This is a genomic window from Rhizorhabdus phycosphaerae (assembly GCF_011044255.1).
GTDB lineage: Bacteria > Pseudomonadota > Alphaproteobacteria > Sphingomonadales > Sphingomonadaceae > Rhizorhabdus > Rhizorhabdus phycosphaerae.
This window is the reverse complement of the sequence record NZ_CP049107.1, coordinates 2410356-2429676: the sequence shown is the minus strand read 5'-3', so window position 1 is coordinate 2429676 and position 19321 is coordinate 2410356. Positions and strand designations below refer to the sequence as shown.

At 66.5% G+C, this 19321-nt stretch carries 20 protein-coding genes; 16 read left to right on the top strand and 4 right to left on the bottom strand.

What is annotated here, in order from left to right; all coding sequences use genetic code 11:
- Position 1 precedes the first annotated feature (1 nt).
- The 11 genes from nuoI to G6P88_RS20320 all read left to right on the top strand — a co-directional run bounded on the left by nuoI (position 2) and on the right by G6P88_RS20320 (position 11291).
- Positions 2–487: an NADH-quinone oxidoreductase subunit NuoI gene (gene nuoI / locus G6P88_RS11140; RefSeq protein WP_165323217.1), complete on the top strand. Its 486-nt coding sequence runs from the start codon at positions 2–4 to the stop codon at positions 485–487.
- Between the two features lie 172 nt (positions 488–659).
- Positions 660–1271, top strand: coding sequence for an NADH-quinone oxidoreductase subunit J (locus tag G6P88_RS11135; RefSeq protein ID WP_165323216.1), 612 nt, complete (start codon positions 660–662; stop codon positions 1269–1271).
- Entirely contained in the window at positions 1268–1573 is a 306-nt protein-coding gene (gene nuoK / locus G6P88_RS11130) for an NADH-quinone oxidoreductase subunit NuoK (RefSeq protein ID WP_012049195.1), read from the top strand. Before G6P88_RS11135 ends, nuoK begins: the two co-directional genes overlap by 4 nt.
- Positions 1574–1691: 118 nt before the next feature.
- Positions 1692–3785: an NADH-quinone oxidoreductase subunit L gene (nuoL, locus tag G6P88_RS11125; protein WP_165323215.1), complete on the top strand. Its 2094-nt coding sequence runs from the start codon at positions 1692–1694 to the stop codon at positions 3783–3785.
- A gap of 4 nt (positions 3786–3789) precedes the next feature.
- Positions 3790–5316, top strand: a complete 1527-nt coding sequence (locus G6P88_RS11120; protein ID WP_165323214.1) for an NADH-quinone oxidoreductase subunit M — start codon at positions 3790–3792, stop codon at positions 5314–5316.
- Entirely contained in the window at positions 5316–6755 is a 1440-nt protein-coding gene (gene nuoN / locus G6P88_RS11115; RefSeq protein WP_165323213.1) for an NADH-quinone oxidoreductase subunit NuoN, read from the top strand. The genes G6P88_RS11120 and nuoN overlap by 1 nt, the downstream gene beginning before the upstream one ends.
- Before the next feature lie 91 nt (positions 6756–6846).
- Entirely contained in the window at positions 6847–7557 is a 711-nt protein-coding gene (locus tag G6P88_RS11110; RefSeq protein WP_165323212.1) for a biotin--[acetyl-CoA-carboxylase] ligase, read from the top strand.
- A gap of 29 nt (positions 7558–7586) precedes the next feature.
- Complete coding sequence (locus tag G6P88_RS11105) at positions 7587–8369, top strand: type III pantothenate kinase (RefSeq protein WP_165323211.1); 783 nt, start codon at positions 7587–7589, stop codon at positions 8367–8369.
- An 80-nt stretch (positions 8370–8449) separates the two neighbouring features.
- Positions 8450–10030, top strand: coding sequence for a ribonuclease J (locus G6P88_RS11100; RefSeq protein WP_165325136.1), 1581 nt, complete (start codon positions 8450–8452; stop codon positions 10028–10030).
- Between the two features lie 24 nt (positions 10031–10054).
- Complete coding sequence (locus tag G6P88_RS11095; RefSeq protein ID WP_165323210.1) at positions 10055–10324, top strand: DUF1467 family protein; 270 nt, start codon at positions 10055–10057, stop codon at positions 10322–10324.
- Between the two features lie 166 nt (positions 10325–10490).
- Positions 10491–11291: a PEPxxWA-CTERM sorting domain-containing protein gene (locus G6P88_RS20320; RefSeq protein WP_165323209.1), complete on the top strand. Its 801-nt coding sequence runs from the start codon at positions 10491–10493 to the stop codon at positions 11289–11291.
- On the opposite strand, the gene G6P88_RS11085 is transcribed toward G6P88_RS20320, so the two are convergent.
- Positions 11280–12110 carry a hypothetical protein gene (locus G6P88_RS11085; RefSeq protein ID WP_165323208.1) on the bottom strand — a complete coding sequence of 277 codons (831 nt, stop codon included), beginning with the start codon at positions 12108–12110 and terminating at the stop codon, positions 11280–11282. The two genes, G6P88_RS20320 and G6P88_RS11085, sit on opposite strands and share 12 nt — an antisense overlap.
- Positions 12107–12547: an ABA4-like family protein gene (locus G6P88_RS11080; RefSeq protein ID WP_165323207.1), complete on the bottom strand. Its 441-nt coding sequence runs from the start codon at positions 12545–12547 to the stop codon at positions 12107–12109. The genes G6P88_RS11085 and G6P88_RS11080 overlap by 4 nt, the downstream gene beginning before the upstream one ends.
- Before the next feature lie 36 nt (positions 12548–12583).
- Between G6P88_RS11080 and G6P88_RS11075 the strand changes: the two genes are divergently transcribed.
- Positions 12584–13204, top strand: coding sequence for a TetR/AcrR family transcriptional regulator (locus tag G6P88_RS11075; RefSeq protein ID WP_165323206.1), 621 nt, complete (start codon positions 12584–12586; stop codon positions 13202–13204).
- A gap of 3 nt (positions 13205–13207) precedes the next feature.
- Here G6P88_RS11075 and G6P88_RS11070 read toward each other — a convergent pair whose 3' ends face one another.
- Positions 13208–13576 carry a hypothetical protein gene (locus G6P88_RS11070; protein ID WP_165323205.1) on the bottom strand — a complete coding sequence of 123 codons (369 nt, stop codon included), beginning with the start codon at positions 13574–13576 and terminating at the stop codon, positions 13208–13210.
- A gap of 126 nt (positions 13577–13702) precedes the next feature.
- Between G6P88_RS11070 and G6P88_RS11065 the strand changes: the two genes are divergently transcribed.
- Positions 13703–14704 (top strand): adenosine kinase, encoded by a 1002-nt coding sequence (locus G6P88_RS11065; RefSeq protein WP_165323204.1) that lies wholly within the window; start codon positions 13703–13705, stop codon positions 14702–14704.
- A 54-nt stretch (positions 14705–14758) separates the two neighbouring features.
- Here the strand turns inward: G6P88_RS11065 and G6P88_RS11060 are convergent, their stop codons facing one another.
- Positions 14759–16282: an amino acid permease gene (locus tag G6P88_RS11060; protein WP_165325135.1), complete on the bottom strand. Its 1524-nt coding sequence runs from the start codon at positions 16280–16282 to the stop codon at positions 14759–14761.
- Between the two features lie 186 nt (positions 16283–16468).
- Here G6P88_RS11060 and G6P88_RS11055 point away from each other — a divergent pair, with 186 nt between their 5' ends.
- The 3 genes from G6P88_RS11055 to G6P88_RS11045 are packed head-to-tail and all read left to right on the top strand — an operon-like array spanning position 16469 to position 19320.
- Positions 16469–17143, top strand: a complete 675-nt coding sequence (locus G6P88_RS11055; protein WP_165323203.1) for a response regulator — start codon at positions 16469–16471, stop codon at positions 17141–17143.
- The gene (locus G6P88_RS11050) at positions 17143–18159 is read left to right on the top strand and encodes a sensor histidine kinase (RefSeq protein WP_165323202.1); all 1017 of its coding nucleotides are present in this window, start codon (positions 17143–17145) and stop codon (positions 18157–18159) included. Before G6P88_RS11055 ends, G6P88_RS11050 begins: the two co-directional genes overlap by 1 nt.
- A 45-nt stretch (positions 18160–18204) precedes the next feature.
- Complete coding sequence (locus G6P88_RS11045) at positions 18205–19320, top strand: efflux RND transporter periplasmic adaptor subunit (RefSeq protein ID WP_165323201.1); 1116 nt, start codon at positions 18205–18207, stop codon at positions 19318–19320.
- Position 19321 lies beyond the last annotated feature (1 nt).

Below are 19321 nucleotides of genomic sequence, written 5' to 3'. Positions count from 1 at the left end.
GATGAGCCTCGGCTACATCATCAAGTCGTTCACGCTCTGGGAGTTCGTGAAGGCGCATTGGATGACCTTGAAGTATTTCTTCAAGCCCAAGGCGACGATCAACTACCCCTATGAGAAGAACCCGCTGTCGCCGCGCTTCCGGGGCGAACATGCGTTGCGCCGCTATCCGAACGGCGAGGAACGCTGCATCGCGTGCAAGCTGTGCGAGGCGGTGTGCCCGGCGCAGGCGATCACGATCGAGGCCGAGCCGCGCGACGACGGCTCGCGCCGCACGACGCGCTACGACATCGACATGACCAAGTGCATCTTCTGCGGCTTCTGCCAGGAAGCCTGCCCGGTCGACGCGATCGTCGAGGGTCCGAATTTCGAATATTCGACCGAGACGCGCGAGGAACTCATCTACGACAAGGCGAAGCTGCTTTCGAACGGGGACCGCTGGGAACCCGCGATCGCCGCCAACCTTGCCGCCGACGCGCCGTACCGGTAATGGCGCGCGTGATTTCGTTCCGGCGTCAGGGATGGCCCTCCTTCACCCCTCTCCTTCAGGGGAGGGGCCGGGGGTGGGGCCTATCCGCCAGCGCGTTCCTTGGGGTGAGACCCCACCCCAACCCCTCCCCTGAAGGGGAGGGGCTTGTCGGTCCAGGGGTTGAGGTTCAATCGTGATCCAGACCATCGCCTTTTACCTGTTCGCCTCGCTGGTGATCGCCTCCGGGACGCTCACCATCCTGGCGCGCAACCCGGTGCACAGCGTGCTGTGGCTGATCCTCGCCTTCTTCAACGCGGCCGGGCTCATGGTGCTCGTCGGCGCCGAGTTCATCGCGATGCTGCTCGTCATCGTTTATGTCGGTGCGGTCGCGGTGCTGTTCCTGTTCGTCGTCATGATGCTCGACATCGACTTCGCCGAACTGCGGGCCGGCTTCGCGCAGTATTTGCCCTTCGGCGTGCTGCTCGTGCTGGTGCTCGCGGCGGAGATGATCTTCGCGATCGGCGCCTGGAAGGCCGGTGGGGTCGACATGGCGTCGCGCATCGCGCCGACGCCGGGCGAAGTGCCGAACATCGAAGCGATCGGCACGCTGATCTACACGCGCTATCTCTACATCTTCGAGGGTGCGGGACTTGTCCTGCTCGTTGCACTGATCGGCGCGATCGTCCTCACCCACCGTACCCGTGGCGGCGTGAAGGCGCAGAACGTGGCCGCGCAGAACATGCGCCGTCCGGAAGATGCGGTGCGCAACGTCAAGCCGGCCGTGGGCCAGGGGGTGGATCTGTGATCGGGCTCCAGCATTATCTGGTCGTCTCGGCGATCCTGTTCGTGATGGGCGTGTTCGGCATCTTCCTGAACCGGAAGAATGTCATCATCATCCTGATGGCGATCGAGCTGATCCTGCTGTCGGTGAACATCAACCTCGTCGCCTTCTCCGCCTATCTGGGCGATCTGGTCGGTCAGGTCTTCGCGATGTTCGTCCTGACGGTCGCCGCCGGCGAGGCCGCCATCGGCCTGGCCATATTGGTCATCTATTTCCGTGGCCGCGGCACGATCGCGGTCGACGACATCAACCGGATGAAGGGGTAAGTCCGAGCATGTCCCTTTCCGCCATGCCGGCGCTGACCGGCAGCGCGCGCGTCCCCGCTACGCGCCGACAATCCGATAGCCCGGTTCGCGCCGGAACGACGCCCGGGAGCTTCGCGGCATGATTACCGCCATCGTCTTCCTGCCGCTGCTGGCCGCGATCGTCGCCGGTCTCGGCAACCGCATGCTCGGCAACACTGTCGCCAAGTGCATCACGACGGGCGCGCTGTTCGCGTCCTGCGCGCTCAGCTGGCCTGTGTTCATCGACTTCATGGCGGGCACTGCCACTGCGCATGTCGTGCCGGTCCTGACCTTCATCCAGTCGGGCGACCTCGCCGTCGACTGGGCGCTGCGCGTCGACACGCTGACGGCGGTCATGCTGGTCGTCGTCACGACCGTGTCGAGCCTCGTCCATCTGTATAGCTGGGGCTATATGGCCGAGGATCCGAGCCAGCCCCGCTTCTTCGCCTATCTGTCGCTGTTCACCTTCGCGATGCTGATGCTCGTGACCTCGGACAGCCTGGTACAGATGTTCTTCGGCTGGGAAGGCGTCGGTCTCGCCTCCTATCTGCTGATCGGCTTCTGGTACCACAAGAAATCCGCCTATCAGGCCGCGATCAAGGCGTTCGTCGTCAACCGCGTCGGCGATTTCGGATTCTCGCTCGGCATCTTCGCGACCTTTCTGGTGTTCGGCACCGTCTCGATCCCCGAGATTCTCGCGGCCGCGCCCGGCTATGCCAATGCCTCGATCGGCTTCCTCGGCGCACGCGTCGACCTGATGACGCTGATCTGCCTGCTGCTGTTCGTCGGTGCGATGGGCAAGTCGGCGCAGCTCGGCCTGCACACCTGGCTTCCCGACGCGATGGAAGGCCCGACCCCGGTGTCGGCGCTGATCCACGCCGCGACGATGGTCACCGCAGGCGTCTTCATGGTCTGCCGCCTGTCGCCGATGTTCGAGGTCAGCCAGACCGCGATGCATGTCGTCACCTATGTCGGTGCGGCCACCGCTTTGTTCGCGGCGACGGTCGGTACGACCCAGACCGACATCAAGCGCGTGATCGCCTATTCGACCTGCTCGCAGCTCGGCTACATGTTCATGGCGGCAGGCGTCGGCGCCTATGGCGCGGCGATGTTCCACCTGTTCACCCACGCCTTCTTCAAGGCGCTGCTGTTCCTCGGCGCGGGTTCGGTGATCCATGCGATGCACCATGAGCAGGACATGCGTTTCTATGGCGGCCTGCGGAAGCATATCCCGCTGACCTTCTTCGCCATGATGGCGGGTACGCTCGCCATCACAGGCGTCGGCGTCATCGGCATCTTCGGCTTTGCCGGTTTCTATTCGAAGGACGCGATCATCGAGGCGGCCTTCGCCAGCGGCACGGCATCGGGCGGCTTCGCCTTCGCCATCGCGGTGTTCGCGGCGCTGCTGACCAGCTTCTATTCCTGGCGCCTGGTCTTCCTGACCTTCTACGGCAAGCCGCGCTGGGCGGGCTCCGAGCATATCCAGCATGCGGTGCACGATGCGCATGGCCACGGCCATGACCACGACGCCCCTGCGCAGGAAGATGCCGGCCACGATCCGCACGCCCATGATGCGCACGGCGCCCATGGTCATGACGATCATGGTCATGGTCATGCGCTCGAGGGCGACGCCGGCTATCATCCGCACGAGAGCCCCTTCCCGATGCTGATCCCGCTCGTCGTTCTGACGCTCGGCGCGATCTTCGCGGGCTGGATCTGGGCGCCCTATTTCATCGAAGCCGAACATGGTGCCGCCTTCTGGGCCGGCAGCCTGATGTTCGACGAGCATCTGATGCATGCGATGCACCAGGTCCCGCTGTGGGTGAAGCTGTCGGCGACCGTCGTGATGGTCACCGGTTTCCTGATCGCGCTGTGGGCCTATATCCTCGACACGAGCGTTCCGGCGCGCTTCACCGCGCAGTTCCGGGTCCTCTACGACTTCCTGCTGCACAAATGGTATTTCGACGAACTCTACCACTATCTGTTCGTCGTACCGGCCTTCTGGCTCGGCCGCTTCTTCTGGAAGAAGGGCGACCAGGGCACGATCGACCGCTTCGGTCCCAACGGCGTCGCGGCGCTGGTGGTCCGCACCGGCACGATCGCGCGGGCGGCGCAGTCGGGCTACCTTTATACCTATGCACTGGTGATGCTGCTCGGCCTTGCGGCCGCGGCCACCTGGGCGATTGTGGGCTGACGCGATGGGCTTTCCGATCCTTTCCCTGATGATCGCGCTGCCGCTGGTGGCTGCGTTCGCCTGTCTGTTCGCCGGGGACAAGGGGGCGCGCTGGATCGCGCTCCTCGTGACCTTCGTCGATCTCGCGCTCGGCCTGCTGCTGTGGAACCAGTATGAGGTCGGCGGCGCCCAGTGGCAGTTTACCGAGCATGTCGCTCTGTTCGGGCGCTTCGCCTGGGCGCTCGGCATCGACGGCATCGCGCTGCTGCTGATCGTCCTGTCGGTCTTCCTGATGCCGATCTGCATCGCCGCCTCCTGGGAGGCGATCGAGAAGCGCGTGCCCGAATATATGGCCGCCTTCCTGCTCATGGAGACGCTGATGATCGGCGTCTTCGCGGCGCAGGACCTGTTCCTCTTCTACATCTTCTTCGAAGCCGGCCTGATCCCGATGTATCTGATCATCGGCATCTGGGGCGGCGCCGACCGGATCTACGCCAGCTACAAATTCTTCCTCTACACGCTGCTCGGATCGGTGCTGATGCTGATCGCGATGCTGTGGATGGTGAACGAGGCCAGCACGACCTTCATCCCGACGCTCATGGCCTATGACTTCCCGCCGGAAGCGCAGACCTGGCTGTTCCTCGCCTTCTTCGCCTCCTTCGCGGTGAAGATGCCGATGTGGCCGGTCCACACCTGGCTTCCCGACGCGCACGTCCAGGCACCGACCGCGGGTTCGGTCATCCTTGCCGGCGTGCTGCTGAAGATGGGCGGTTACGGTTTCGTCCGCTTCTCGCTGCCGATGTTCCCGGTAGCATCGGCCGAATTGATGTGGCTGGTGATGGGCCTCTCGATGGTCGCCGTGGTGGTCACCTCGCTGATCGCGCTGGTGCAGGAGGACATGAAGAAGCTGATCGCCTATTCGTCGGTCGCCCATATGGCCTTCGTTACGATCGGCCTGTTCGCCTTCAACCGCCAGGGCCTCGAAGGCGCGCTCATGGTCATGCTGGGCCACGGTCTCGTCTCGGGCGCGCTGTTCCTGTGCGTCGGCGTGATATACGATCGCATGCACACCCGTGAGATTTCCCGCTACGGCGGTCTCTCCGACAACATGCCCAAATATGCGATGCTGTTCCTGCTGTTCACCATGGCCTCGGTTGGCCTGCCCGGCACGAGCAATTTCGTCGGCGAATTCCTGTCGCTGGTCGGCGCCTACGAGATTTCGTCCTGGGTCGGCTTCGTCGCCACGACGGGCGTGATCCTTGGCGCCGCCTATATGCTCTACCTCTATGCGCGCATCGCCTATGGCTCGGCGCGGACGGCGGAAGCGGCGACCATGCCCGACCTGACCGCGCGCGAAATGGCGATCCTCGCCCCGCTCGCGGCAGCCACCCTCTGGATGGGCGTCTATCCGGAAAGCTTCCTCGCGCCGATGCGCAACGATGTCGGCGCGATTCTCGCCCGGCTCGCGCCCACGGCTCCCCATGGCGACGCCAAGGTCGTCGTCGGTCCTGTTCCAGCTCAAGCGTCGGCGCATGCGGAGGCGCACCACTGATGTCGATTACCGCCTCCCTCGCTCTCACTGTCCCCGAACTGATCCTGTCGATCGGGGCGATGCTGCTGCTCCTCGTCGGCGCCTTCGGTGGAGACGGCCTGTCCCGCGCGATCGGCTGGGGCGCGGTCGCGCTGTTCGGCGCAGCGGCCTTCTCGCTCACCGGTCCTGCCGGAAATGGCGGTCCGGGCTTCGACGGACTGTACATTGCCGACAGCTTTGCGGCCTTCGCCAAGCTTCTGATCTATATCGCGGCGGCGGTCTCGGTGCTGCTGGCCCCCGGCTTCTTCGCCCGGGCCGGCGGTTATCGCGCCGAATATCCGGTGCTGATCCTGCTGTCCGCAGTCGGCATGGGCATGATGGTCTCGGCGGGCGACCTGCTGACGCTGTATGTCGGTCTGGAACTCCAGTCGCTGTCGGCTTATGTCCTCGCCGGCTTCCTGCGCCGCGACACGCGCGCGGCTGAAGCCGCACTCAAATATTTCGTCCTCGGTGCGCTGGCGTCGGGCATCCTGCTCTACGGCATCTCGCTGCTCTATGGCTTCACCGGCACCACACTGTTCGCCGGCATCTCAGACGCCATGTCGAAGGGGATCGGTATCGGGACGATGTTCGGTCTCGTCTTCGTCCTCGCCGGCCTCGCCTTCAAGATTTCGGCGGTGCCGTTCCACATGTGGACGCCGGACGTCTATGAAGGCTCGCCGACGCCGGTCACCGCCTTCTTCGCCTCGGCGCCGAAGGTCGCCGCCATGGCGCTGCTGATGCGGGTCTCGGTCGAAGCGATGGGTTCGGCCACCGACCAGTGGCGCCAGATCGTCGTCTTCGCTGCACTTGCCTCCACGATCGTGGGCGGTGTCGCCGCGATCGGCCAGTCGAACATCAAGCGGCTGCTCGCCTATTCGTCGATCAACAATGTCGGCTTTGCCCTGTTCGGTCTTGCTGCGGGCACCGCCGACGGCATCGCCGCGACGCTCACCTATATGGCGGTCTATGTCGCCATGACGCTTGGCAGCTTCGCCTGCCTTCTGCAGATGCGCGATGCCGACGGTCGCCCGGTCGAAGCGATCGCCAGCCTCTCCGGCCTGTCGCGTACGCGGCCCGGCCTCGCCGCCGCCTTCGCCATCTTCATGTTCAGCCTCGCGGGCATTCCGCCGCTGTTCGGCTTCTGGCCGAAGTTCCTGGTGTTCGATGCGCTGGTCCGGGCCGGCTACTGGCCGCTTGCGATGATCGGTATCGCCACCTCGGTGATCGGAGCCTTCTATTATCTGAAGATCGTCAAGACGATCTACTTCGACGAGCCGGCCGAAGGCTATGCGCCGGCAGACTCGCGCCTCGAAGGTGGCATCATCGTCCTGACCGCCCTGGCCGTCTCTCCGCTCGGCTATCTTGCCATTCCGTTGCTCGACGCGACGAGCATGACGGCGGCACGCGCGCTATTCTGATCGACGCAGTAGCGGGCTGCCGAACAGGCGCGTGGCCAATGGCCGCGCGCTCTTCGGCTGTCTGGCCTGTGGTGGCGGAAGGCGCGGAATCATGACACCGAACATCCGCCACATCGCCGAGACCGGATCGACGAACGCAGACGCTGCCGCGCTGGCCCGTGCTGGTGCGCCCGAGGGGAGCTGGATTCGCGCAGACGCGCAGACCGGAGGGCGCGGGCGGCAGGGCCGTCCCTGGGTCTCGCCGCCGGGCAATTTCTACGGTTCGACATTCGTGCGCCGCTTGTCCGGCGATCCGCCCCCGTCGAGCCTCGCCTTCGTCGCGGCGGTCGCGCTCGACGCTCTGTTGCAGGCCTGGACCGGGCCGGAGCGACTCTCGATCAAATGGCCGAACGATCTGCTCGTCGACGGTGCCAAGCTGTCAGGCATATTGCTGGAGGGCGCGGATGACGCGGTCGTCGTAGGAATCGGGGTGAACCTCGCCCATCATCCGCTCGGGCTCGACCGCGCAACCACCAGCCTGGCCGGTCTTGGCCTCGCGCCGCCCTCGCCGGCGGACTTTGCCGAGGAACTCGCCAGCAGCTTCGCCGCGTGGCTCGGCCGCTGGCGCGGCGAAGGGCTGCCCGCGATCCTCGATCGCTGGCAGAGCCGAGCTCATCCGATCGGAACCGCACTTCGGGTCCAGGCACCCGATGGCGCGGTGGAAGGGTTGTTCGACGGCTTGAGCCCCGAAGGCGCGCTGAAGCTGCGCTGCCCCGACGGACATGTGCATCAGGTGCACGCAGGCGACGTTTTCCTGCTATAGGCGCCCCGAAGGAAGGACTCACACGCGCCATGCTGCTTGCGATCGACGCAGGAAATACCAACATCGTTTTCGCTCTGGTCGACGGCGACGCGATCAAGGCGCGCTGGCGTATCGCGACCGATCCTCGTCGCACGGCCGACGAATATGCGGTGTGGCTGCACCAGCTGCTCCAGCTCGAAGGCCATGACAGGTCGGTGGTCGATGCCGTGATCGTCGCGACCGTCGTCCCGCGCGCGCTGCACAATCTGGAGGTGCTCGCGAGCAAATATTTCGGCGTCACCGCCCTTGTCGCGGGGCGGCCGCCGGTCGACTGGGGCATCACCCTCGACGTCGACGAGCCGCAGAATGTCGGCGCCGACCGCGCGGTCAACGTCATCGCAGCGCATCGGCGCCACCCGGGCGACCTGATCGTAATCGATTTCGGCACCGCGACGACCTTCGACGTGGTCGACTATACCGGCGCCTACAAGGGCGGCATCATCGCGCCCGGCATCAATCTGTCGCTCGACGCGCTGGTCGGGGCCGCCGCGAAACTGCCGCGCATCGCGATCGAGGCGCCCGATAGCGCGAGCGTGATCGGCCGCACCACCACAAGCCAGATGCTGGTCGGCATCTATTTCGGCTATGTCTCGATGATCGAGGGGCTGGTCGGCCGCATGAAGGCCGAGGTCGGACGCCCCGTGAAGATCATCGCAACCGGCGGACTCGCGCCGCTGTTCGAACGCCATGTCAAATTGTTCGACAGCATCGAGCCCGACCTCACCATCCAGGGCCTCGGCATCATGTATGACCGGCTGAAGGCCCGGCTTTGACAGATTGGACAATTTTCTAAGTGACGAAACCCGGTAACGAACTGCTCTTCCTGGCGCTTGGCGGCTCCGGGGAGATCGGCATGAACGTCAATCTCTATGGAACCCAGGGTAAGTGGGTGATGGTCGATCTGGGCCTCACCTTCGCCGATCCCGGCTATCCCGGCGTCGAGCTGATCCTGCCCGATCTCGCCTTCATCGAGGAACGCGCCGACGATCTGCTCGGCATCGTCCTCACCCATGGGCATGAGGATCATATCGGCGCGATTCCCTATCTCGCTGCCGACCTTGGCGTCCCGCTCTATGCGACGAAGTTCACCGCCGAACTGATCCGGGGAAAGCTCGACGAAGAGGGTATCACCGACAAGGTCGAGCTCAACGTGATCGAGAATGAGGGAAGCTTTGCGCTCGGGCCGTTCGGCTTCACCTATGTTCCGCTCGCCCACTCGATCCCCGAGGGCAATGCGCTGCTGATCGACACGCCCTATGGGCGCATCTTCCACACCGGCGACTGGAAGATCGACGATGCACCGGTTCTGGGCATTCCCTCGACCGCCGAGGAGCTGACCGCGATCGGCGACAAGGGCGTGCTCGCCCTCGTCTGCGATTCGACCAATGTGTTCAACGCCGAGGCGTCGGGGTCCGAAGCCTCGGTGCGCAAGGGTCTCGACGAGGTCATCGGCGCGTGCAAGGCGCGGGTGCTGGTCACGACCTTCGCGTCGAACGCGGCCCGACTGCAGACTCTGGGCGAGGTAGCGAACGATACCGGGCGCAAGCTGTGCGTCGCGGGCCGCTCGCTCGACCGGATTATCCGTGTCGCCAAGTCGAGCGGCTATCTCAAGGATTTCCCGCCGCTGATCGATGTCGAGGATGCGATGCGGCTGCCCCCGCGCGAGGTGATGATCATCGCTACCGGCGGGCAGGGCGAGGCGCGCGCGGCTCTCTCGCGCATCGCCTTCGACAGTCATCCGGTCAAGCTGTCGGCGGGCGATACGGTGGTCTTTTCGTCCAAGCAGATCCCCGGCAATGAGATTGCGATCGGCCGGATTCAGAACGCGCTGGCCGCCAAGGGAATCGAGATGATCACCGAGCGCCAGGCCGACGTCCATGTCTCGGGCCATCCGGGACGGCCCGAGCTGGCGGCGATGTACGACTGGATTCGCCCGGAGATCATTCTGCCCGTCCATGGCGAACTGCGCCACATGGCCGAGCAGGCACGCTTCGCCAAGGCGCACGGCGTTCCCCATGGCATCGTCCAGCAGAATGGCACCGTCGTGCGGCTCGCGCCCGATGGGCCGAAGGCGATAGGGCAGGAACGCACCGGGCGCCTCGTCCTCGACGGCGACGTCATTCTGCCGGCCGACGGGGCGACGATGAACGAGCGCCGTCGCATCGCCCAATATGGTTTCGTCGGGGTGACGATCGTGCTCGACAAGGGCGATCGACTGCGCGGCGAACCGTCGCTGCAGATCCAGGGCCTGCCGGTCGAGGAGGATCGAGAGGCCTTCCTGTCGGACGCTGCCGATGCCGCCCAGGCCGCGATCCGCAAGGGTGCCCGGGACGAAGCCAAGATGCGCGAGGCCGTTCGCCTGGCCGTGCGCCGGCGGGCAACCGCGTGGACCGGCAAGAAGCCCATCGTCGATGTGTCGATCATCCGGCTCTGACGGGGCATTCGGGGAGACGAGGCCATGAAGATCACGTCGATCATCGCCATCTATCTGCTGTTCTGGTGGGGTTGCCTGTTCCTCGTCCTCCCGTTCCGGCTGCGCAGCAGCCCGGAGCCGGAGGCCGCCGTCCCCGGGCAGGTCGAAAGCGCCACGCCGCGCTTCTCCGTGCCGCGAACGCTCCTGTGGACGACGATCGTGTCGGCGACGGCCTTCGGTCTCTTCTACCTCAACTATGTGAATGGCTGGATCACCCCCGACCTGCTCGACCTCAGCCGCCTGCACGACCGCTGAGCAGCGCCGCTGGAAGGTCCGGCTTGTCGGAATATCTTACAGGCTGCGGCAGGCGCCGGCGAATCTTGCCGTGATTTCAATGGGCCGGGATATTGCCTGATTCTTGCTGGATCCACCGGTGAAACGAATTGGCCAGATCTGAAGGCCAAGTGGGGGATTCGATATCATGATGCGGCTGCGCGACCTTGCGCTAACCATGTTGCTCGCGGCGGCGGGGCTTTGCTCCGCTTCCGCTGCCTCGGCCGGTACGATCATCGCGACGCTCAACAGCGTCGGTTCGGGCGACACCATCACCATGCGGGGCATCCGCCCCAACGGCACGCCGTTTGCCAGCCAGATTCTCAACGGTCTGTCGACCCTCACCCGCACCGGTGGAACAGACACGCTGCAGCTGCAGGGATCGGGCAATAGTTTCTTCGCCTTCTGCGTCGAACCCTATGAGGACGCCGTTCTCAACAGCAGCTCGACCTATACCGTCGATCCGCTGGCGCAGGCAGGCAAAAGCAGCATTGCGGGAGGGATCGGCGTCGGCAAGGCGCTGCAGATCTCGCAGCTGTTCGGCCAGTTCGCGCCCAATCTCTCCGCACCGATGACCATGGTTCAGGCGTCGGCGCTGCAGATTGCCCTGTGGGAGATCGTCAGCGAGTCGTCGAGCAACCCGTTCGACGTGACCAGCGGCAACACCTATTTCACGACCCCGGCCTCGTCGAACTTCTCGCAGGTCATGGCGCAGGCGCAGACCTATCTGAACTATGTGAGCACGGCCAACGGGTCGGCGCCGCTGGCCCAGGGGCTGCAGGCCCTGACCGTTGCCGGCAAGCAGGACTTCCTCGTCCAGGCGGTGATCGTCGCCCCCGAACCGGGCACGTGGATGATGCTGATCCTCGGTTTCGGTCTGGTCGGCCATATGCTGCGCCGGCGGGGTCGCTCCGCACCGGGGAGCGTCACCGCGCCATCACATGGCTAGGGCGGGAAGGACGCTCAGGGCTTGGGCGAAGCTCGCCAGCGTGATGGCGACGTAGAGCGCGATCCCGCCGATCAGCAGCGTCCAGCCGGTTCGGCCATCGAGATCGCGGACGAGCAGCCCGAGCAGCGGGATTGCCTGCTGGGCGTGAATGCCGAGAAAATGCGCGACGCGCAGATCGCCGCCAAGGCGGTTCCATCCGAACAGGGGCAGGCCTTGCCCCTCGATGCCGACGGCGTGGCTCGTCTGCGCGCCCATGTAGAGCCCCAGGCCTCCGCCGAGGACGAAGGTCAGCACCAGGCCGGCGGCGACGGCGAAGACGAAGATCGGCCGCAGTCCGGCTGCCGGCCGCCGCAGCAGCTGAAGCGCGATCGGCAGCATCGCCGCCACCAGAAGCGTCGCCCCGATCCCCATCAGCGCATAGAGCGCGGCGTGGACAGGCGTGCCCCGGTTGAAATGCGATTCCTGGCCGAGCGCTGCCTGCAGGCAGATATAGATGAGCTCGAATGTCGCTGCGCCGACGATCAGGAGGCGATTGGCACGCAGCATCGGGGTCGAGCGGGCATCGGGCGCAATATAGCCGGTGAGCCAGGCCGTGGTCAGCGCGAACAGCCCGAGCGACAGCAGGAACTTCGCCGGCTTGACCCACGGGTCGACCCCGCCGGCCAGCAGGCGCGGATCGATCGGCTGCAGCAACAGGGCGATCGGGAACAGAGCCAGGAGGAGAAGTCCGTAGCGGGTGAGCAGCCGGTCGCGTTCCATCAGGTCGGCGATGATGCGTGCGTGCCGGCCCTGCACGCCAGATGCCAGAGCCGCAGTCATGCCGCGGTCCTCCGGCCGAGCAGCATCCGCAACAGCATATAGGCGAGCAGGCCTGTCGGGCCGAACAGGAAGCAGAGGATCAGGCAGGGCGGCAGCAGCCACCAGGGCAGCGATCGGCGCGCCGCGTCGCGTGCGATCCAGCCGCCGACGAACAGGTCGAAGGCAAGATAGTGAATCCAGCCGGCGGTCAGCATGGCATCGTCGGCGAACAGAGCCCTGACCTCGACGATCGAGCCGAAGCCACCGCCGTCTGGTGCGGGCCCTCCGCCCACCAGGAGCGCTGCATAGGCGAACGCGAGCAGCAGAGGCACCGCGATCGTGGCCAGCCGATTGGTTACCGGCCGAATCGACGGGAAAGGAAGGCTTGCCAGTAAGGCCAACCAGGCAATCATGGCCAGCAGGTTGGCGATCGAGAAGATCTGTGCAGGCAGGCCCATGTTGCAGCTCCCATCTTAACACTGTACAGATCGCCAATGACCGACAATGTTAACAGTGTCAAGATAGCGCGCAGAACCAGCTATCATCATGGCACCTTGCGCGATGCCCTGATCGAGGCCGCCCGCGCAGTGCTCGAGGAACGCGGACCCGATGCCTTTTCCTTGCGGGAAGCGGCGCGGCGCGCGGGCGTATCGCCGGCTGCGCCCGGCCATCATTTCGGCGATGCGCGCGGCCTGTTGACCGCACTGGCCACGGTGACAAGCCGGTCCTTCGGCGATGCTCTGGAGCAGGCCGATGTCGGTTGCGACCGCATCGCCCGCCTGCGCGCGCAGGGCATTGCCTATGTCCGCTTCGCGCTCGCGCATCGCCCTGCCTTCGACCTGATCTGGCGGCGGGGACTGGTGGACGCCGAGGATGCCGAACTGAAGGCCGCCAACCAGCGCGCTTTCCTGATTCTCGACCGGGTCGTGCGGGGCGAGGACGCCGCGGGCGCGAGCCCATGCGAGGCGGACGCTGCGGCGTCTCTCGCCGCCTGGGCCATGGTCCATGGCTTCGCGCAGCTGGCGCTCAGCGGGGTGTTCGGTGCCGGCGAGGGAGCAGCCGAAAGGGCAGTCGATGCCTTGTTGCCAGCCGTGCTCGATCGTCTGGCCTTGTAGGGATCAGCGCGCTTCGCGTCGGCGGCTCAGCGCGGCGATGCAGGAGGCTCGGTCGATGTCCTCGCCATTGGGCAGCCGTGCATCGACATGCGTCACCACGGCCTCCCGGCCCGCTGCCGGCGGATAGAGATAGGCGTCGAGGACGCACACGCCGCTGGCATATTGGAGCTTCCGGGCCGTGCCCTCGCGGACATCCTGGTTGGGCGTACCGAACAGAGCGATCAGCGCCCGGGCATCCCGGCCAAGCACCCGATCAAGCCCCGCTTCGTTCCGTACGACCGGGGCCGGGGTCAGCACGGGCGGCGGCGTGCCGGGGCCGCAGGCGGCGAGCAGGCCAAGGGGGATCGTCAGCGGGAGCAGGCGCATCGTCATGCGCGCCGATCAGCATCATTGGCGTCCACGCGCAAGACCGTTGCCGCGAAACATCCCGAAACCGGGTCGGACGCGGGCCATCGTCGCGCCCTTTTCACCCACCGCGTCTCGCACTAGGGGAGGCGCATGATTCCACCCCGCTATGATGTCGTCGCGATCGGCAATGCGCTGGTCGACGTGCTCTGCCACAAGGATGATCAGTTCGTGTTCGCGCAGGGCCTCCAGCGCGGGCTGATGCAGCCGATCGACCCTGATCGCGCGGTGATCCTGCATGAGGCGATGGGGCTGTGCGAGGAAGTCTGTGGCGGCTCCGCTGCGAACAGTATGGCGGCGCTTGCGCGGCTCGGCCTGCGGCTCGCTTTCGTCGGGCAGGTCGGCCGCGACCGGCTGGGCCTGCTCTTCGCGGGCGACATGACCGCCAGCGGGATCGATTTCCCGCTGCCGCCGATCGATACCCCCACCGGCCGCTGCCTGATCATCGTCAGCCCGGACGGGCACCGCACGATGAACACCGCGATCGGGGCGTCCGAATATCTGCCCGCCGCGGCCTTCGATGCCGGCATCGCGGCCGATACGGCCATCCTCTATGTCGAAGGCTATATGTGGCGCACCGACGAGCCGCGCGCCGCCTGCCGCGCCGCGCTCGACATGGCACGCCGCCATGGCCGTCGGACGGCCTTCACCCTGTCGTCCGAGTTCTGCGTCCGTGAGCATCATGACGATTTCGTCGCGCTGCTCGAGCAGCGCACGATCGACATATTGTTCGCCAATGAGGGTGAACTGGCCGAACTGAGCGGCCGGTCCGACTTCGAGGCGGGCCTTGCCTGGGCCGCGGCGCGCGTCCCGCTGCTGATCGCCACCTGCGGTGCCGAGGGCGCGATCGCGGTCGAGGACGGGCGGCGGGTGGCTGTGCCGGCCGAACCCTTCGGCCCGATCGTCGACACGACCGGCGCGGGGGACTTGTTCGCAGCCGGCGTTCTAGCCGGGCTGGCGCGTGGGCGCGATATCGAGACCTGCCTGCGCATGGGGTCGATCGCCGCAGGCCGCATCATCGCGCAGATGGGGCCGCGCCTGCCGATGGACGAGGATCTTGCCGGGCTGATCGCAAGCCGGCTCGACCAGCGCTGAAACGAAAGAAGCCCGGCTCTCGCCGGGCTTCTCGCATTTGTCGCATTGGGCCGATCAGTCGACCGGTGGCACCGGCAGGGGCGGTGCGTCGGCATCGGTCTCGTGGGTGTCGATGATCCCCCGACCGAGATTGCTCTTGCGATAGCCATAGCTGAAATAGACGACCAGGCCGACCGCGGCCCAGCCGAAGAACAGCGACACGGTGTAGACCGACAGGCTGAAGAACAGATAGACGCAGCCCAGCGCCGCGATCGGCGCCACCAGCATCACCGCCGGGGTCCGGAAGGGCCGCTTGCGGGTCGGGTCGGTCCGGCGCAGCACGAGCACCGCGATCGAAACCGCCGCGAAGGCGAACAGAGTGCCCGAGTTGGAGATGTCCGCCAGCGCGCCCACGGGGAACAGCGCGGCGAAGATCGACACGAACACGCCGGTCATGATCGTCACCACGTGCGGCGTCTTGTACTTCGGATGCACCCGCGAGAAGGCCGAGGGCAGCAGGCCGTCGCGGCTCATCACGAAGAAGATGCGGGTCTGGCCGAACATCATCATCAGGATGACCGAGGGCAGCGCCAGGCCGGCGGCAAGGCCGATCAGATTGCCCACCTGCGGCCAGCCGATTTCACGCAGCGTCCAGGCCAGTGCTTCCTTCGAGCAGACGACCTTCGCGTCGCCGATCGCCGAGCAGGCGGCGGCGAGTTCGGTCGAGCCGGTCGGCAGTGCGTTGCCGGCGCTGTCGAGCATCGGCTGGGCGCCCACGCCGCCGATCACGCCGGCGGCGACCAGCATGTAGAAGATGGTGCAGATGCCGAGCGAGCCGATCAGGCCGATCGGCATGTTGCGCTGCGGATTCTTCGTCTCCTCGGCTGCGGTCGAGACCGCGTCGAAGCCGACATAGGCGAAAAAGATCGATGCCGCCGCCGCCGAGATGCCGGCGAAGCCGAGCGGGGCGAAGGGGTCGAAATGCTGCAGGTTCATCACCGGCAGCGCGAGCACGACGAAGAGGGTCAGCGCAGCCACCTTGATCGCCACCAAAACGGCGTTGACCGTCGCGCTTTCCTTGGTGCCCAGGACGAGCAGCCAGGTCACCACCAGCGCGATTATCGCAGCCGGGATATTGATCAGGCCGCCATCGATCGGTCCCAAAATGAAGGTTTTGGGTATGGTTATGCCGGTCAGATGCTGGAACAGACCGACCACATAGCCGGACCAGCCGACCGAGACGGCGCCCGCCGCGATCGCATATTCCAGCACGAGCGCCCAGCCGACCATCCAGGCGACCAGCTCGCCCATCACGGCATAGCTATAGGTATAGGCGGAGCCCGAGACCGGCACCATGGCCGCCATCTCGGCGTAACAGAGCGCCGCTACGGCGCAGACGAAACCGGCGATAACGAAGGCGAGCATCATGCCCGGCCCCGCCTTCTGGGCGGCTTCTGCGGTGAGAACGAAGATGCCGGTGCCGATGATGCCGCCGATGCCCAGCATGGTCAGCTGGAAGGGGCCCAAGGACCGGTGCAGCGACTTCTTGGCTGCGGTAGCGAGAATGGCGTCGAGAGGCTTTACGCGCCCGAATATCATGCGGATGTCCCTTGTCTGGCCGGCTTCTGGTGCGCGGCCGGTCATGGGGAGCGCAGCCTAGCCCCTAATTTCCGCCGCGCAATAGAATTGCGCGAGCCCTTGCGTCAGGCTGAGGTCAGATTGCCTCGTCATGCTGGTCTGCTGTAGCGGGATCGGGTCGCGCCGCAGGGCGCGCGGGAGAAGTACGTGCGGCTGCTGATCGTCGAGGACAATGCGCGGCTCGCGGCGCTGACGGCCGAGGGGCTGGCCAGGCGGGGCCTTGCCTGCGACGTGGCCCGGTCGCTCGACGAAGCCGATGCCGCCATCGCCGCCGCGCGCTACGATGCGCTGATCCTCGATCTCGGCCTGCCCGACGGGGATGGCGTCGCCTGGCTCGCCGCGCGCCGCCGCGAGGGCGAAAGCGCACCCGCGCTCATCCTCACTGCACGCGGTTCGCTGGAGGAGCGCGTCGCCGGGCTCGACGCCGGCGCCGACGACTATGTCACCAAGCCTGCCGAGATCGATGAGATCGCAGCCCGGATCCGGGCGCTGCTCCGCCGGCCGGGCCCGCGCGCGAACAGCCTGCTCGAAAACGGCCCGTTGCGGTTCGACACCGCAAGCCGCAAGGCGAGCGTCGAGGGCAGGGCGCTCGACCTCGGCCGCCGGGAAGGCGATCTGCTCGAAATCCTCATGCGTCAGGCCGGCACGGTGGTTCGACGTTCCGCGATCGAAGACGCCCTGTACAGCTTCGCCGAGCCGGTCACCCCCAATGCGGTCGAGGCGATCGTCTCGCGTCTGCGCCGCCGCCTCGATCAGGCCGGTGCCGGGGGGATGCTGCACACCATCAGGGGGCTGGGCTATATGCTTCGCGCATCCGACTGATGCCGGCGCGGCGATCCGTCATCCGCCGGCTGGGGCTGGGCCTGTCGCTGATCGGCGCCGGCGGGACGGTGCTTCTGATGTTCGGCGTCTTGCTCGAATATGGCCTTTCCTTCCGTGACCTTGGTCCCGGACCGGCGCTCGATCTGGCGATCGAGGAAATGACAGAGCATGTCGGCCTGCCGGTGCTCGTGCTGGTGCTTCCGCTCGCCTTTGCGAGCCTCTGGGTGATCCGCCGCGCCTTCGCCCCGCTGGGCGATGCTGCACAGGAGATTGAAAGCGCGCAGGGGACGGAGCGCGGCATCCGGATAGACACCGGTCGCTTTCCCGCAGAGGCGCTGCCTTTCGCCCAGGCCGTGAACCGGCTGCTCGGCCGGCTCGACGATGCGGCGGCCCGGCATGAGGCCTTCGCCGCTGACGTGGCGCACGAATTGCGCACGCCGCTTGCCGTCCTGTCGCTCGAACTGGACCGCATCGATCATCCCGACGTGCCCCGGCTCAAGCGCGATCTCGCTGCCATGCGGAGGCTGATCGACCAGTTGATGCTGCTCGCGCAGGTCGATTCAGGCGCCGTTGCGGCGCAACCCCCTCGTGCGGTCATCCTGCCGGAAATCGCCGAGGAGGTCGTTGCGCTGATGGCGGCGCAGGCGATCGACGCCGGACGCAATATCGCGATCGAAACCGTGGGCGTGCCGCCCGTCGTCCATGGGCATCGCGAAGCGATTGCGGCAGCGCTGCGCAACCTCGTCGAAAATGCGATCCGCGCCACGCCCGAGGGCGCCGCGGTCACCGTCACGGCGGGCCCTGGCGCGACGCTGCGCGTCCGCGACGAAGGGGAGGGCCTCTCTCCCGAACGACTGGCCGTCCTCGTCCAGCGGCACAGCCGCGCCGACCATGCCAGTCGCACGGGCGCCGGACTGGGCCTGGCCATTGCCGACCGCATCATGGCGGCGGCCGGCGGGCGTCTGTCGACCGACCAGGGGCGGCGCGAGCTTATCCTCGATTTTCGGCCGAACTGACCGGCACGTCAGGCCGGTGTCAGCTTGGCGCTGTAATCGCTGCGCATGCGAAATTATCGGGGCTATGCGATCGGGGGACTTGCGGCGGCTGTCGCTGCGGGACTTCTGTGGTGGGGCATGGGGGGTGAGCCCATGCTCGAGGCGCAGCCGGACGGCGCCAATGCCGCCCCCGCCGCGCGATCCGATGTCCTCACGCTGACGCCCGAACAATTGAGTCGTCTCGCGATCAGGACTGCGCCTGCGACGGTCGCCGACAGCGCGCCGATCGCGCAGCTGCCGGCGGTGGTGGTGCCGCCGCCCGGCGCGCGCATCGCAGTCGCCGCCGCGTTGCCCGGCGTGGTCGTGCGCACGATGGCAGTCGAGGGCGACAGCGTTCGGCGCGGCCAGCCTCTGGCGATTATCTCCAGCCGCGACATCGTCTCGCTCAGCGGCGATCTCGCCCGCGCCAAAGCCCGGCTCGGCGTCGCCCATTCCAGCGCGCAACGCATGGCGCAGCTCCAGAAGGCCGGCGTCGTCGCCGGTGCGCGCCTGGACGAGGCACAGGCGCAGGCCGCCGAGGCGCGTGCCGACGTGGCCGAAAAGGCGCGCATCCTCAACCTGGTGAACGGGCAGGGTGGAAGCGGCACCTATACGCTGGTCGCGCCCATTGCTGGTCGGGTCACCAAGGCCGCCTTGCAGGCCGGCGACCCGGTGGATGGAAGCGGTGCCCCTTATGTCATCGACGCGGTCGACCGTTACGAGGTCGAGGCGCAGCTGCCCGAGCGGCTCGCGGGTCAGGCGCGACCCGGCATGGGCATCCGGCTCGGCACCGCGCGCGGCACGGTGACCTCGGTCGGGAGCACGATCGACCCCGCCACCCGCTCGATCATGCTCAAGGCGAAGCTGCCTGCGGCTCCGGGGGTGATCGCCGGGCGTGCGACCAGCGTGACGCTCGAAGGTCCGCCGCCCGCGGGCGCAGTTTCGGTGCCGGCAGGGGCGGTCACCAATTTGGACGGGCATGAGGTCGTCTTCGTCCGCACCCGCAGCGGCTTCCGCATCCGCACCGTCTCCAGTGGCGCGACCAGCGATGGACAGGCTCTGCTTCTCTCCGGCGTGAAGCCGGGCGAGCTGATCGCCGTAACCGGCACGAGCGCGCTCAAGGCGCTGGCTCTGGCGCGCTGAT